The following is a 16422-nucleotide window of genomic DNA, read 5'->3' on the forward strand; positions in this document are numbered from 1 at the left end:
AATAACACGCGCTCTTAGCTCAGCTGGATAGAGCAACAGACTTCTAATCTGTAGGTCAGAGGTTCGAATCCTCTAGAGCGCGCCATTTCCCCCATATTTAAATTAAGTAAGGTTTTCGGCATGGACATTTCTAAGATCAGCGCAGGTGAAAAAATTCCAGAAGAATTTAATGTTATTATTGAAATTTCTCAAAATTCAGCTCCAATAAAATATGAATTCGATAAAGAAAGCGGAGCACTTTTTGTTGATCGTTTTGTTCAAACCCCTATGCATTACCCATGTAATTATGGTTTTATTCCAAATACCCTTTCGGCCGATGGCGACCCAGTCGATGTACTAGTTCATACACAAATTTCGATTATGCCAGGAGCAGTTATTAAAGTTCGCCCAATTGGCGTTTTAATTATGGAAGATGAATCTGGACTTGATGAGAAAATTTTAGCTGTACCGGTAGCTAAACTTGACAAATTTTACGATAATGTAAAATCATACAAAGATCTCCCGGAAATACTTATTAGTCAAATTAAACACTTCTTTGAACATTATAAAGATCTGGAAAAAGGTAAGTGGGTAAAGGTAAAAGAATGGCATGATGAAAATGAAGCTAAGAAAATTATTGAACAAGGCGTAAAAAACCATAAAGGTTAAATATGGAAAGTAAACAAGTTATAGTTGCATCTTTTTACACATTTGCCGATTTAGGTGATTTAAATAAACTTCGTGAAGACCTGCTCAATTTATTAAAATCTAATAATGTTAAGGGTACAATTTTACTTGCAACAGAAGGTTTAAATTCAACAATTACAGGATCAAGAGAAAACATTGATATTGTAAAAGCATATTTAACATCTGAATTAAAATTTGATTTAGATGAAATACATTATAAAGAATCAAAATCTGATTTTCTTCCTTTTAGCAAAACTAAAGTAAAAATTAGAAAAGAAATTGTAACTTTCGCTCAAGATGTTGATGTTAATGGCAAAAAAGGAAAATATCTTACATCTCAAGAGTGGGAAGACTTCATTAAAGATGAAAATAACGTGGTTATTGACACTCGTAATGAATATGAGTTTGAGGAAGGTCATTTTATTAACTCAGTCAATCCCCATATAAATAAATTTACCGAATTTGCTGAATGGTTAAAGAAGAATAAAGAAAAATTTAAAGATAAAAAAGTAGCTATGTTTTGCACAGGCGGTATTCGCTGCGAAAAATCAACAGCATATTTAAAGCAACTTGGTCATGATGAAGTTTACCATTTGAAAGGCGGAATCTTAAAATACCTAGAAGAAACTAAGAACCAAAACAAGCTTTGGAAAGGTAAATGCTTTGTATTTGATGATAGAACTACTGTTAACGATCAATTACAAACTGATTCAAGCAATCTTGATTCCTAAAAAACTATTTATAAGTTATATTAAATCCTTACTTCCATCGTTTTTTTATTTTCTGGTGGTAAAATAGGATCAATAATAGCTCGAGCTACTTTATACCCTATAACCCCGCCGATTAAGGCTCCTAAACCACCTGTTGCATCACCTACTTGTTTAGAATATGATTCTACAAATCTCTTTTCTAAATGCTTAGGGTCTTTCATATTAGCTAATAACTCAATACCCTTAATATTTCTAAGATAATTTACATCAAATTTAGCCTGTCCAATAGATAACCCTATAAAGGCTCCAAGTCCTTCAAAATATGTGCTAAGTATACAAGCAAACGCTATTATAAATGCTGCAATAATTAGATTTCTCATGATTTACAGTATAAAAGTTAACTTTATATTAAAATATAGCTTTTAAATTACAAGTCAAGCACATCGAAATTTTACTCATTATTAAAAATATATTCTTGTGGAGAGTTAACCAAACAAACTATATTCATTTCTTTTGGCTCTTGCAAAAAGCTTCCATCAAGTATTTGAGAATTTACTTCATTAAATAATTCATAAATATTTGAATCATCAAAATTTTCATCAAGGAAATAATATTCTGAATATAATTTCCCATTATTGCTAACTGCCATGTGATTTTTATAATTTGATTCTATAGTGTATTTAATGTCATCAAATCCTTCTCTTTTATCTCCAACTACTTCTAACCTAGGATCAACGCTATTTCTAATAGCTACAAACATTCTTTTATCATTTTGGTCAGTAATAACATATACACTTCCAATTTGATTGACTTCATTATTTTCATTATCTAAAGGCACAAATGCATGAGTTGCTTGAATGCTATATTTATTCATTTTTTTATTCTCAAATAATCGTATTATTACTTTACTCAAAAGTCCAATCTGAAATAAAAGTTAAAGCTAGTTGTTTACATCCTTCCATAAAATTAGCTTCCTCAGTTTGAGAATTAATTTTAGTTATCATTTCTAAAACATGTGAATCATCAAAATCATTTTCTTTATAAAAATATTCACAGAAAACTACGCCTTTATTAGTAATTTTCATATGATCTTTAAATTCTGATTTAATAATATATTTCTCATCTTCAAAACCATCTCTTTCATCACCTACTAATGGAATATTTTCATCGATTCCCATTTTACAGGTTAGTAAAAAATGTTTTCCATTTTGGTCAGTAATTCTATGAACAGTACCTTCATAAACCATATTAACATTCTGATTTTTACTATTCTCAATAATATTAAAAAAGGAACTTGAATTTAAATTATATTTTGTCATCTTTACACTCTCAACTAATAATCTACATTAAAATTATATATTAGTAATTTTAAGATAAAAGATTATTTAAGTATGAATCTATAATTATTTTAAAATTTGAATATATATAGCAGCCTTAAAGTTAATTTCTGTACATATTCAGAGATAAAGTATAAAAATAAGAGGTAAGTAAAATTTATATGTTTTTAGAAGGCGATAGTTATTGTAACATTACTTAATGCTAATTGCTGTTTAATCACTTCATGAATACGCTTTAATCCTTCCTTTGTATAGGATTCAAATCTGAGAACCAATGCAGGCTGAGTATTAGAAACTCTTAATAACCACCATCCGTCTTCGCATTCAACTCTAAGACCGTCAATATCATTATACTGGGCAGCTTGCTTATTTAACCTTTCTTTTATTTCTTCGATTACACCAAATTTACGTTCATCACTACACTCGATTCTAACTTCAGGCGTAATGAAACTTTCAGGTATTGTATCTACCATTTCAGATAAGGTATTATGTTGCGATATAAGTTCGATTAATCTTAATGCTGCATATATACCATCGTCAAAACCATAATATCTATCAGCAAAGAAAATATGACCACTAACTTCTCCACCAAATTTGGAGCCAATTTCTTTCATTTTTGACTTAATATGAGAATGTCCAGTTTTCCACATTAAAGGTACACCGCCAAGTTCTTTAACACGATCAAAAACTACCTGACTTGACTTAATATCCATTATAATACTAGCGTTTTTATGCTTTTTAATAATTTGCTCCGCAAATAAAAGCACTAATTGATCCCCCGGTATTTGCCTACCTAAATTATCAACAGCAATCACCCTATCAGCATCACCATCAAGCGCAATTCCAATATCACATTCTTCTTTCAATACAAAATCAATTAATTGCTTTAGATTTTTTTTAACTGTAGGATCTGGGTCATGTCCTGGAAATAATCCATCGACACGTCCATTAATAACAAAATGAGTACCAGGTAGAATTGCAGTAATAGTTTCAACTACAGGCCCCCCTGCTCCATTTGATGTATCCCATACTACTTTAATAATTTTATTGCCAAAACTTACTGAACTATAAAGGTTGGTTATATAATTATCAAAAGTTTGAGAATCATATTTACGTTGTCCTGGCTTAGCTAGCTTATTAAAACTACCGCTTTTAATAACTTCGTTAATTTTTACAATACTTTCGCCATAAAAAGGCTTTTGATTAAAAACAAATTTAAAACCATTAAAATCTGGTTGATTATGAGAACCTGTCACCATAATTCCATGCGGAGCATCGCCTGTTTGTGTAGCATAATAAAGCATTGGAGTAGGACAAAGTCCAATTTCTATTACATCTATTCCTAGTTGGGTAAGGCCATCTATAAGTTCTTTAACTAATGTAGGAGAACTAAGTCTACCATCATATCCTATATAAATTTGTCTTACATTGCTATTTTCGATTACATAAGAAGCAAAAGCCTTACCTATATAGTAAGCATCTTGCGCGAATAAAGTTTCACCGACAATACCACGTATATCGTATTCACGGAAAACAGTGGGATTAATATAATGACCGTACTGACTATTTAGCACAAATCCCCAAGACCTAAGAATTAAACAAAAATTAATGGGGCGAGCGACGAGAATCGAACTCGCGACCTCCAGAACCACAACCTGGCGCTCTAACCAACTGAGCTACGCCCGCCATAATTTTATTAGGTTCCAATTATATGATTTCAATGTCTAGAGTCAAGTCAAATTTAAACAAAAATTAACTGAAGATAATTATTTTGAATAATTATTAAGTTTTGTAAAATGAAACCCGTGGAATTCTATATCAAAATTGTTTAAATGTTTTTTTACTGAATCGATATTATATTCTAAATCATCTACAAATAATAATTTTTTAAATGCATATTGTAAATTTTGTTTCAATACTTCTTTTAATACCTCTCCTTTAGTATTATATTCACTGCAAAAAACTATACCTTCCACATGTTCTACTGGGTATAAAAGCTTTGATGAATCATAAGTAAAATTTAAAAAGTTATCAAATTTAATTTGAACTTGATCTAATTGCTTTAAGGTAACTTCTGCATGGTTATGCCTTCGTGCAGTAAGCCCCAATATTTTAGTTCCCTTTTCCTTTAAATCATCTATTAATTGTGGTAATAATGGATCTGTGAGCATAACCTCAATTGAATGCTGAGCTTCTTCCCAAAGAGGCATATAATATTGAACCGCTTCAATTCTTGAAATATTTTTAGTTTCTACATCAAATTTTACATTTTCAGTAAACCATTTGATGCTCCCATATCCAAATGTACTGAAAACCGTATCATCAATATCTAATATTAAGATATCAGTATTTGAAATAAAATCAATTAGCTGAGAATATTCATTAATTTTTATCATAATTAGTTCAATATATTGCTTCAGTTAAAAATAATCATTATTTTTCATTAAATTCCTTCCACCGTCCAAATGAATCACTTCCCCTGTAAGAGAATGATTGTTAACAAGCAGGTCAATAGTAGCTATTATTTCATTAACTTCAAGCTTTACTTTAAGTAAATTATCAATAGCAAAATCATTAAATTTAGATAAATCTTGGTTTTCGTGTCTTATAACTGGGCCTAAAGCCACTCCATTAATTCTTACATTTGGTGCAAGTGTTACTGCTAAAGATTTAGTGAGAGAGAATAGTAATGATTTACTTATTCCATATGAAAAGAAATTTCTCGTTGGTAGCTTATTATCAAAATAATCTAAAAGATTTATTACTATAAAATTTTCTTGAAAATCCTTTACTTTACTAATTAAATAGATGCATGATTTAAGATTTACATTAAGTGTGTAATCAAAATTTTCTAAAGTAAAATTATTAAAATTATCATTTATAAAAACTGCTGCATTATTAATAATAATTTTGGGAAACCCGTGGATTTTAAAAGCATCTAAACAATTATTTGTGAATTCCTTAACATTATTTTGATCAGTTTTAATCAAAAGAATGTTTTGATATTTATTTAATATTTCTTGAGCTTGTGAATCATTTAAGTTATAAGTACCTATTATATAGTAATTTAAGTTTACAAAATGTTCGACTAGGTATGTTCCTAGTTTACTGGTTACTCCGGTTATAAAACAAATGTTTTGAAAATTTTTATTCATAATATTATAATGTATTTGTATTTGTTTAAATTGATAGCAGTTAATTTTTAAAAAGTCTATATGCCCGAACTTAATTTAGAATTTCTTCCAAACGTTTTATACTTGCTCGCAGCAGCAGTTTTTGTAGTAGCAACTTTTAGACATTTAAAACTTAGTCCAGTACTTGGTTATTTTGTTGCCGGTTCTGCACTTGGGCCCTCTGGGCTTGCTTTAGTTGATCCAAAACAAACAATGGTATTTGGTGAGATAGGAATAGTATTTTTATTATTCGCTATTGGACTTGAACTTACCTTTTCACGTTTAAAAGCTATGCGCTTGCATGTTTTTGGCTTTGGTTCTGCACAAATCATTATAACAACATTAATTACTGTAGGACTTTTATCATTATTTAAATTTAATGGTGGAACTTCATTTATCGTTGCAGGTGCTCTTGCAATGTCTTCTACCGCAATAGTATTACAAGTTATAGCTGAAGATAGAACTCAATCTACTCAGGTTGGTAGACTTGCTTTATCCACCCTTCTTATGCAAGATTTTGTGGTAGTACCTCTCTTAGTACTTGTGCCTCTTATTGCTGAAGGCGGACATTCAAATTTTGCCGCATCAATAGTACAAGCTTTCTCAAGAGCAATTATTGCGCTTATTGGAATATTTACTGTAGGTAGACTTCTTTTAAGACCACTGTTTAATGTAATTAGTACTGAAAACGTTGCTAAAAATAATGAAATATTTGTTGCAACAACTATTCTTATTGCTCTTGCCTCAGCATTTATAACCGAACATTTAGGGTTATCTCTTGCGCTTGGAGCATTCGCCGCTGGGTTACTTGTGGCAGAAACAGAATATCAACATCAAGCTGAAGAAAGTATTGCTCCATTTAAAGGATTATTCTTAGGTCTATTTTTCATGACTGTTGGCATGAAAATGGATATTGATTTTATTTCTTTTAATTTTAAAAAAATCCTTCTCCTTTCTTTATGTTTAATTACTATTAAAGCTACAGTTATTGTGGTTCTATCTCTAATATTTAGATTTAGCATTGGGGTAGCAATTCATGCAGGTTTACTTTTAAGCCAAGGCGGTGAATTTGCTTTCATTTTATTTAAACTTGCCCAGGATAAAGGAATTATTAATTCCGAGATGTCTCAAACTCTTATGATGGTTGTGACAACAACTATGGCTCTTACACCACTTTTATCGGTTATCGGTAATTGGATATATAGTAAAGTTGATAAAAAAGCACAAATGAATTTACGTGAAATCCAAATGGAAACTGATGATCTTGAAAATCATGTTATTATTGTAGGTTTTGGTAGAGTTGGTAAAATGGTAGCGCGTCTTCTTGAAGCAGAATCAGTTCATTATTTAGCAACCGATATTGATGAACAAGTAGTGTCGGAAGGTAGAAAAGACGGTTTTCCAGTTTATCAAGGTGATTCAGGGCAATTACAAATGCTCGAAACTTTAGGTATTGCTCGTGCACAATCTGTAATTATTACAATTAAAAATGATGTTACATTAAACAAATCATTAAGAATAATTCGTGAAAAATATCCACAAGTTCCAATTATTGTAAGATCAGAAGATTTAAAACTTGAAGAAAAACTTATTAAAACTGGGGCAAGCACCGTTGTGCCTGAAACTTATGAAACTGGTTTGCAACTTGGTGGTGCAGTACTTAAATCTATTGGGTTTAGCGAATTCGAAGTTAGCCGTATTAAAAACAAGTTTCGTGCGGGTAATTATGAATATGCTAAAGAAGCTGAAGATTGATTATAGAAAATCAATTATCATTTAAAAATTCTTTACATCATTTGCCGCAATTATTTTTTTAAATAATTTTTCGATATTAAGAATGGTAATTATTTTTTCTTCAAAAGCATAGACACCTGTTACCACTTCTTGTAATTTTATAGAAAAATTTGCTGGATCATTCATAATATGACCTTTTGGTATTGATATTATATCTCCTACTGAATCTACTAATAAGCTATATATTTCCTGTTGCGATTCAATTACTACGCTCATTTTTTGATTATATGAATTGACTTTTTGCATATTTAACTTTGAGGTAATATCAAGTACTGGCATTATTTGACCATTCAAATTTATGAGCCCTAATACTTCTGCTGGAGCTAACGGTACTTTTGTAAGGTTATGTAGAAAAATTATATCTTTAACCATAGATAAAGAAATAGCAAAAATACTTCCATTTATCTCTATAGTTAAAAAATCTTCTTTTTCCTTTTCTTTACACAAATATTGTTTCATATGATTACCCTGATATATGTAATAACGCTTTATTAATAGCAATAATCAATTCATCGTAACTAGTTTTGTTAACTATAGATGTGAAGCCTAATTCATGAAATTTATTAGCTAAATTTTCATCGCTATTACTAGAAAGAGCTATGATAGGGATGTGCTCAAAATTTATATTATTTTTACAAATTTTTGCAAATTCTACCCCGTTAATAATTGGTAAATTTATATCTGCAATAATTACATCTATTTTTTTATCGCTTTCTAATATTTTAATAGCATGTTCAACGTTTTCAGCTACTAAAACCTCTTTTCCAGTTTTAGAAATAGTTGGAGGAATAAATTTTTTAAAAAATGGGCTATTATCAATCAATAGCACTGTGCCCGTTATATTACCTATATTATTGAAATTTACTAATTCGCTTTCTGTTAGATTAAAGGCTTCTTTAAATAAATATTTTAAATCAATTATTTCAACAATATTGTCATTAATTATAATCGAACCGATAGATTCTGGTTTATTATTTGACTCTATATATTCTACTTTAGTTTCAATAATATCTAATACATCTTCTACTACAAGTCCTAATATTTTATCCTTATCTATAAAAACTATTGCCTGTTCTTTTCCTTCTGCTTTTAGTTTATAAGAATTATTAACAGTTACTATATGCATTAAATTATTTTGATATTTAACTACATTTTTACCTAAAATAATTTCTATTTGATTTACATTAAATTCCTCAAGTCGAGAGATTAGATCTAAAGGAACTGCCTTGAATTTTTCATCACCTGCTTTAAATATAAGAAATTTAGCACTTGGTTCAGTTACTCTATTATAATTTATGTCTTTAACAAATGTATCATCAAAATTACTTATAGTTTTTGACAGTAATTTTAAAATACCTCCAGGATCAAGTATCATTATAATGCTATTATCACCCAAGAAAGTTGTTCCAGAATAAATCTCGATTGTTTTTAGCGCTTGTGAAACTGGTTTAACTACTATTTCTTCTATATTATGTATTTTATCAACAAGTATTCCATATTTGAATGACCCCACCTCACATATTATAACATCATAAGGTTTTGTAGAATCAAACACCTCTTTTTTTTCTATTGGATATAATATTTCTTTTAATGATATTAAAGGTAAAGTTGAACGCCTTAATTTTAATATTAATTTATTATCTATATGTTCAATTTTATAAAGTGGATTATTAGTTACTTTTATTACTTCAATAATATTTATTTGAGGAATACCAAATTTATTATTATTTATTTCTACTACTAAAACTGGCATTATAGTAAGCCTTAGCGGTATTTTAATAATAAAAGTTGACCCCTTTCCTTCTTTAGATCTTAATTCTATGGTTCCGTTAATTTTTTCTATATTATCTTTTATTAAATCCATTCCAATACTAGATTTAGATTCGTCTACATTTGAAAATCGAGTTTGAAATATGTATTGATAAATTTGATTATTACTAAGCTTATCTAATTCTTCTTCTGAGACGATATTTTGCTTTATTAATTTATCTTTGATATCTTGAGTTAGTACTCCTTTTCCATCGTCTGATATTTCAATAATAATAAAACCACCTTGATGGTAAGATTTTATTGTAATAATACTTATCTCTGGCTTACCGAATTGAACTCTGTCTTCTGGAAACTCAATTCCATTAATAATTATATTTCTAACTAAATGCGTTAAAGGCTCTTTAATAAGCTTTATTAATTCTCTATCTAATTCTATTTCTGAATCAATAATCTTAAGATCCACTTTTTTTCCTAACTCTTTACCAAAATCTTTTATAAATTTTGGTAATTGACGCAGTGCATTTCCGATAGGCTGCATTCTAGTCTTTATTATTTTTTCTTGTAATTCTGAAGTAAGAAGATTTAGTCTATGTAACGAACCAGCGAAATTATTATTTCCATCATCCTTTAAAATTTGTAATAATTGATTACGCGTTACTACTAATTCACTTACTACGTGCATTAATTTTTCTAATATCTCAATATTTACCTGAACAGTTGAGTTTGTTATAGAAGGTTTACAATCAATTTCTTTATCTAATATCTTTTGACTATTAATTTCATTAGGAAATTTCACCTGCGACAAATTTGCCATTTTCGCTTTCTCATTTTCAAAAAGCAATTTACCTCTACTTCTTCCTTGCTCAGGAGAAAGGGTTATTAACTTTTCCATATCATTTAAAATATTTTTAAACTCAGATTCACTTCCCTTTATAGATTCATTTTTTTCTTGAGATGATTTTTCGGTAATTTCTAAGTTTTCAATTTTAACATTTTCATTGGAATGTAATTGCTCTATTTTGGTCATTACATCTGAAATATTTATCTCTGGTTCAATACCATTTATACTTAATTGATTTAAAATTTCCTTGGTTAAATCAATAGCTTCAAAAATTAAAATTATAGCATTTTGTGAAGATTTAATTTTACCTTCCTTAATTTTAATTAAAGTACTTTCAACACTATGAGATAAAGATTCAAGTTTACCGAGACCTAAAAGACCACAACTACTTTTTATAGTTTGCATTATATGAAAAATGCTTTCTAAAGCTTCTTGATCATTTAGGTGGTGTTTTAATTTATCTAGTTTTGCATCTAAGTTAGATAAAGATTGCTTTGTTTCATTTATGAAATCGCTTAATAGCTCATCCATTATACTACCCTAAATTAACTATACATTTCAAAAAAGTTATTATATTAACTTATTTATATTAAACTTTTTTACTTTATAAATCAATGGGTTTTGGAAACTAACCTATTTATTAAATATTTCCCTTATATCTTATTTAAATTCTCTTTAATAACCATCGAGTTTTTTAATTGACTGTTAAGCTGTTTTCTATCATTAAATATCACTTAATGTTAACCAAATAATTTATAATAAGTTATGAAACGTAATCAAAATTTTCGATCCTCAGTCGAAGAACATTCAAGAGTATCAAATGTTATAGACACTTTTTCTCAAATTTTTACTATAGCTTTTCCTTCTGTTAGTATTTTATCTAACTATCTTTCTTTACCAACAAAAAAAGGCATATTAAAAGCTAAAAAAAATCTATTTATTTTATTAAAAAACGACCTTAATCAGGTGGAAAAATTTAACCATTTAATTAATATTTTAGGCTATTTAAATCATAAAAACATCCAAATATATTTTAGCTTTGAGTCATTTAAAAAAGTAATTAAAGCTCCTAATATTCAGGATAAAAATATTATATTACTATTTTTGATGTTTAATAATAACCCACAATTAATTTTTAATTATTTTGGCATTTATAAAGAATTTAATTTAGAAACTGATATTAAAATTATAACTTTATATTACCTTTTAGGTTTTAAGCTTGATTTATTAAATGTTGGGAAGGAAATTTTTGAGACTATTACTCAAGAATTTTTAAACAAAAGAGATAATGTAGAGCCTGAAAAGCAAGAATGTATTAACAATTTTAATAATTACTTAGTAAGCAAATTAGCTAATAAAGAATTAGATCATAAATTATTTAAATTTTTATATATTGTGGCTTTATCTAAAGAAATGTCTTTAATAGATGGTGAAATTTCAAAAGCAAAAAATTTATCTAATAAATTTAAATTATTTGAGGCTCAATTACCATATTATGAAAATCAATTAAAAAATCTTTGCACTGAGCTTAAAATACCGCAAAATTCTAATAAAAAAGAATTAGCAAAATTTTTTACAAATCCTAATTCACTACCATTAAACACCAATTTTTATTCTTATTTTAGAATTAGTAATCTTATAAGAAATTTAGAAACAACAAGAAAAAATATTGAAATAACAAAGAATGACCAAAATTTTAGTAATGTAGCTCTAATTTTATCTCTATTAAAATTTTCTACTGTAACAAGTGATATTACTAAAATTTATGAGCTTAAATTTATTAAATTCATAAACAATCGTATCAATGATATAATATTCAAAACTAAAGATTATAGTTTTAAACATTGTTTTAATTTTAAGGTTAGGATCTCTAATATTCTTAGTATAATGGCCACCGATCAAGAAACTCAAGATTATCCAACAATAGTCATATTTCAAAATGAACGGTTAAAAACAATTTTAACTAATTATTTATCTTATAATCATAAAATAGTATTTAATGGCGAGATTGGGTTTGTTGAAGGATTGCAACGAATGTGTTATACAATAATTTATAATACAACTAAAAGCGTGATTGAAAAGTAAGTAATGACTTTAGTTTAAAGCCATTACTTATTTTATAAGATTACAAAGTACTAAATGAAGCGTTTTCGATTTCATAAGTATTATTAATTACTTGCTTTAAATTACAAATAAATTTTACTTCGTTAGTGGTAAATTCCATTGAAAGATTAGCATTCATTCTTTCACATTGCTTTAATGCATATAGTGATACAACATTTTGACTATTAAACATTAGATCTAAATTGCGTTCACCAATTATTTGTACTGTATCACGATCAACCTTGATGCCATTTGCTGAAGTACCTTTTAAAGTAAACTCAAAATTTTCATTATTTTGATTTAGATGAACTTCAAGAGTACCACCATAAATCAACATGTTTGCTGCGATCAATGTTAGAACTAATAAAATTTTACCTGTGCCATTAGTAATTTTTATATCTTCACTTCTAGTATCATTAGTATGCCACTCGATATTAGTTTTGCTATTTTTAAAATAATTAGCAATTGCAGTTTGTAATCTACCAACGTTACTTTCAGCATTTAATGGAAGATATCCGTAAGCCATTTTATAGTATTGTACGCGCGCGACAGCTTGCGCTGAGCTCATTTCCATAAGTTCAATAGCTTTTTGAACAACATCATTTCTTCCTTCACGCAAAAATTCAGCACCATTACTTAATGCACCTATTGGGCCGGACAAATCATGAAATATCCTTGATTGTAACAACTCAGCAAGCTCAAAATCTGTTATCATTTTTATACCTTGTCCTAAAATTTATGAGTTAATAACCTATTTAAAACTTAAATAACAATAGTAAAAATATTTTTTAAAATACTATTGCTTTTTTTAGTAATTAGATCTATGTAAAATACTAGCAAAAAGTTAAAAAATGATTAAGAATATTAAAAAAAATTTTTAAAACTTTTAGTTGCTTAACAAATGAGTAATATACAACCATAGGTTGTATTATTATTTTTCATTCCAGTTTTTTCCCGAAATATCAAACGATTACTGGCATTGTCTAAAAGTTAATAAATTAGGCAAATTTTTACCTTACCCCAAATATTGTATTTAAGGTGTTCAAATATATGGATATCATATACAATAACTCGCATCGTACACAATATGTAGTAGTCAAGATAAAAATTACCACAATATATATATTTTTTATATAGACACATGTTAAAAACGATCTATCATGAATATTAAGAATTTGATTGATAAGAAAATTTTAATTTTGTGAAGTGAGGAGAGCTTATGACTACTATGGTTGCAGATATTACCACTGATAAAAGTAGAGATGAACTGCTAACCGATTTTGGTAAAGCTGTTTTAATAGACAGATATTTAATGGAAGGTGAATCTTTTCAAGATTTATTTGCCCGCGTTGCTTTATATTATGGTGATAATCCAGACCATTCACAAAGATTATATGATTATATGAGTAAACTATGGTTCATGCCTGCTACACCTATTTTAAGTAATGGTGGAACTAGCCGTGGCTTACCAATTTCTTGTTTCTTAAATGAAGCTCCTGATAGCCTTCAAGGTATCGTAGATTTATGGGAAGAAAATGTGTGGCTTGCTGCACGTGGTGGCGGAATAGGTAGTTATTGGGGTAATTTACGCTCTATTGGTGAAACAGTAAGAGGTAATGGAAAAACTTCAGGAATTATTCCATTTATTAAAGTGCAAGATACAATGACTCTCGCTATTTCACAAGGCAGTTTAAGACGTGGAAGCTCTGCGGTATATTTACCAATTGATCATCCAGAAATTGAAGAATTTATCGATTTACGTCGTCCAACTGGTGGTGATCCAAACCGTAAGGCTCTTAATATCCATCATGGTGTTGTAATAAATGATGCATTTATGCATGCAGTTGAAAATGATGGTGAATGGGAATTAAAAAGCCCACATAACGAAAAAGTTATAAGAACCATAAAAGCTCGTGAACTTTGGATTAAACTTCTCACTACTCGTATTGAAACAGGTGAACCTTATTTATTATTTATTGATCATGTCAATAAAGCTATTCCTGAGCATCATAAAAAATTAGGCTTACATGTTAAAATGTCAAATTTATGTAGTGAGATTACATTACCAACAGGCTTAGATCACCTTGGTAATGAAAGAACTGCGGTATGTTGCTTATCTTCACTTAATTTAGAATTTTTTGAAGCTTGGAAAGATGAACCACAATTCATTCCAGACGTTATGAGATTTTTAGATAACGTACTTGAAGATTTTATTAATAAAGCACCTGATAGCATGAGTAGAGCAAAATACTCAGCTCAGCGAGAAAGATCAGTTGGCCTTGGTACAATGGGTTTCCATTCATTCCTTCAGTCAAAAACTATTCCTTTTGAATCAGTTATGGCAAAGGTTTGGAATAAAAAAGTATATCAGCATATAAAAGAACAAGCAGACAAGGCTTCTTATGATTTAGCTGTTGAAAGAGGTCCATGTCCTGATGCTGCTGAATGTGGCGTTATGGAACGTTTTAGCAATAAAATTGCTATTGCTCCAACCGCTTCTATTTCAGTTATTGCTGGTAATTCATCACCTGGTATAGAACCATATGCAGCAAACGTTTTCATTCAAAAAACTTTAAGTGGATCATTTACAGTTAGAAATAAGCATTTAACTAGATTACTTGAAAGCAAAGGTATGAATAATGAAAATGTTTGGTCTTCAATTACTACACATGAAGGTTCAGTGCAACATCTCGATTTCTTAAATAAAGATGAAAAAGATGTATTTAAAACTGCAACTGAAATTGATCAAAGATGGCTTATTGAACTTGCAGCAGACAGAACACCTTTTGTTTGCCAAGCTCAATCGCTTAATATATTCTTACCTGCAAATGTACATAAACGTGATTTACATCAAATTCATTTCCAAGCTTGGAAGAAAGGGGTTAAAAGCTTATATTATAGTAGATCAAGCTCATTACAAAGATCTGATAAAGTCTCGCATAAAGTTGAAAAAGTTGAGCACAAACCATCAGAGGGAAGCTCATCTTCAAATTATGATGAATGTTTATCTTGTCAATAAAACTATAGAGGAATTTTATGCCATTACTTGATGCAAAACCTATTTACAAACCATTCTCATACCCATGGGCGTATGAGGCATGGCATTTACAACAAAGAATTCATTGGTTACCTGAAGAAGTACCACTTGCTGATGACGTGAAAGATTGGAAATATAATTTATCTCCAGGTGAGAAACATCTTCTTACACAAATTTTCCGCTTCTTTACACAAGCTGATATTGAAGTGAATAATTGCTATATGAAAAATTATTCACAAGTATTTAAACCAACTGAAGTTCAAATGATGTTATCAGCATTTTCTAATATGGAAACTGTTCATATTGCTGCATATTCTCATTTACTTGATACAATTGGTATGCCAGAAATCGAATATCAAGCATTCCTGAAATATAAGGAAATGAAAGATAAATATGATTATATGCATAAATTTGGTGTAGAAACTAAGAAAGATATTGCAACAACTTTAGCAGTATTTGGTGCCTTCACTGAAGGATTACAATTATTTGCTTCGTTTGCTATTTTGCTTAACTTCCAACGTTTCAATAAAATGAAGGGTATGGGGCAAATCGTTACTTGGTCTGTAAGAGATGAAACATTACATACCAATTCTATCATTAGATTATTTAAAACCTTTATTCAAGAAAATCCAGAAGTATGGACAGAAGAATTAAGAGGAAATTTATACGAAGCGTGCGCAACAATTGTGCATTTTGAAGATGCGTTTATTGATCTTGCATTTGAAGTTGGAGATGTTCAGGGCTTAACTGCACGTGAAGTTAAACAATATATTAGATATATTGCTGATCGTAGACTTATGCAGCTTGGACTTAAAGAAATTTACATGGTAGATAACAACCCTCTTCCATGGCTTGATGAAATTTTAAATGGCGTTGAATTCGCTAACTTTTTTGAGCAAAGAGTTACAGAATATTCGAAAGCTGCTACAACAGGTTCTTGGGAAGAAGCTTTTCAATAAAATGAAATTTCTTCTAAATAAAAAAGGGGAGT

General features: G+C 29.1%; 15 protein-coding genes and 2 tRNA genes. 7 read left to right on the plus strand and 10 right to left on the minus strand.

Annotation, left to right across the window (positions count from 1 at the left end; genetic code table 11):
• Nucleotides 1–8 precede the first annotated feature (8 nt).
• The 3 genes from J0H68_03615 (at nt 9) to J0H68_03625 (ending at nt 1397) form a co-directional block, all read left to right on the plus strand.
• A tRNA-Arg gene (locus tag J0H68_03615) sits at nt 9–85 on the plus strand.
• 35 nt (nt 86–120) lie between these two features.
• A complete protein-coding gene (gene ppa / locus J0H68_03620; GenBank protein MBN8827774.1) occupies nt 121–648 on the plus strand; it encodes an inorganic diphosphatase in 528 nt (175 codons plus the stop codon).
• 2 nt (nt 649–650) lie between these two features.
• The gene (locus J0H68_03625; protein MBN8827775.1) at nt 651–1397 is read left to right on the plus strand and encodes a hypothetical protein; all 747 of its coding nucleotides are present in this window, start codon (nt 651–653) and stop codon (nt 1395–1397) included.
• A gap of 20 nt (nt 1398–1417) precedes the next feature.
• Here the strand turns inward: J0H68_03625 and J0H68_03630 are convergent, their stop codons facing one another.
• The 7 genes from J0H68_03630 to J0H68_03660 all read right to left on the minus strand — a co-directional run bounded on the left by J0H68_03630 (nt 1418) and on the right by J0H68_03660 (nt 5868).
• On the minus strand, nt 1418–1756 hold the full coding sequence (locus J0H68_03630) for a hypothetical protein (protein ID MBN8827776.1): 339 nt from the start codon (nt 1754–1756) through the stop codon (nt 1418–1420).
• 71 nt (nt 1757–1827) lie between these two features.
• Nucleotides 1828–2250 (minus strand): hypothetical protein, encoded by a 423-nt coding sequence (locus J0H68_03635; GenBank protein MBN8827777.1) that lies wholly within the window; start codon nt 2248–2250, stop codon nt 1828–1830.
• A 31-nt stretch (nt 2251–2281) separates the two neighbouring features.
• Nucleotides 2282–2695, minus strand: a complete 414-nt coding sequence (locus J0H68_03640; protein ID MBN8827778.1) for a hypothetical protein — start codon at nt 2693–2695, stop codon at nt 2282–2284.
• A 185-nt stretch (nt 2696–2880) separates the two neighbouring features.
• Nucleotides 2881–4260, minus strand: coding sequence for a phosphomannomutase/phosphoglucomutase (locus tag J0H68_03645; protein MBN8827779.1), 1380 nt, complete (start codon nt 4258–4260; stop codon nt 2881–2883).
• A 62-nt stretch (nt 4261–4322) separates the two neighbouring features.
• Nucleotides 4323–4399 (minus strand) — tRNA-His (locus tag J0H68_03650).
• An 80-nt stretch (nt 4400–4479) separates the two neighbouring features.
• Nucleotides 4480–5109, minus strand: a complete 630-nt coding sequence (locus J0H68_03655; GenBank protein ID MBN8827780.1) for a DUF2608 domain-containing protein — start codon at nt 5107–5109, stop codon at nt 4480–4482.
• Nucleotides 5110–5133: 24 nt separating this feature from the next.
• Nucleotides 5134–5868, minus strand: coding sequence for an SDR family oxidoreductase (locus J0H68_03660; protein ID MBN8827781.1), 735 nt, complete (start codon nt 5866–5868; stop codon nt 5134–5136).
• Nucleotides 5869–5928: 60 nt separating this feature from the next.
• Between J0H68_03660 and J0H68_03665 the strand changes: the two genes are divergently transcribed.
• The gene (locus J0H68_03665) at nt 5929–7641 is read left to right on the plus strand and encodes a cation:proton antiporter (GenBank protein ID MBN8827782.1); all 1713 of its coding nucleotides are present in this window, start codon (nt 5929–5931) and stop codon (nt 7639–7641) included.
• 21 nt (nt 7642–7662) lie between these two features.
• On the opposite strand, the gene J0H68_03670 is transcribed toward J0H68_03665, so the two are convergent.
• Nucleotides 7663–8139 carry a chemotaxis protein CheW gene (locus J0H68_03670; GenBank protein MBN8827783.1) on the minus strand — a complete coding sequence of 159 codons (477 nt, stop codon included), beginning with the start codon at nt 8137–8139 and terminating at the stop codon, nt 7663–7665.
• Between the two features lie 4 nt (nt 8140–8143).
• On the minus strand, nt 8144–10822 hold the full coding sequence (locus tag J0H68_03675; GenBank protein MBN8827784.1) for a chemotaxis protein CheW: 2679 nt from the start codon (nt 10820–10822) through the stop codon (nt 8144–8146).
• Nucleotides 10823–11056: 234 nt separating this feature from the next.
• Here J0H68_03675 and J0H68_03680 point away from each other — a divergent pair, with 234 nt between their 5' ends.
• Nucleotides 11057–12376: a hypothetical protein gene (locus J0H68_03680; protein MBN8827785.1), complete on the plus strand. Its 1320-nt coding sequence runs from the start codon at nt 11057–11059 to the stop codon at nt 12374–12376.
• Nucleotides 12377–12416: 40 nt separating this feature from the next.
• Here J0H68_03680 and J0H68_03685 read toward each other — a convergent pair whose 3' ends face one another.
• Nucleotides 12417–13109: a hypothetical protein gene (locus J0H68_03685; protein MBN8827786.1), complete on the minus strand. Its 693-nt coding sequence runs from the start codon at nt 13107–13109 to the stop codon at nt 12417–12419.
• Between the two features lie 504 nt (nt 13110–13613).
• Here J0H68_03685 and J0H68_03690 point away from each other — a divergent pair.
• The gene (locus J0H68_03690; protein MBN8827787.1) at nt 13614–15413 is read left to right on the plus strand and encodes a ribonucleoside-diphosphate reductase subunit alpha; all 1800 of its coding nucleotides are present in this window, start codon (nt 13614–13616) and stop codon (nt 15411–15413) included.
• 17 nt (nt 15414–15430) lie between these two features.
• Entirely contained in the window at nt 15431–16390 is a 960-nt protein-coding gene (locus J0H68_03695) for a ribonucleotide-diphosphate reductase subunit beta (protein MBN8827788.1), read from the plus strand.
• Nucleotides 16391–16422 lie beyond the last annotated feature (32 nt).

The sequence above is a fragment of the Sphingobacteriia bacterium genome, assembly GCA_017304685.1.
Lineage (GTDB): Bacteria > Pseudomonadota > Alphaproteobacteria > Rickettsiales > 33-17 > JAFKLR01.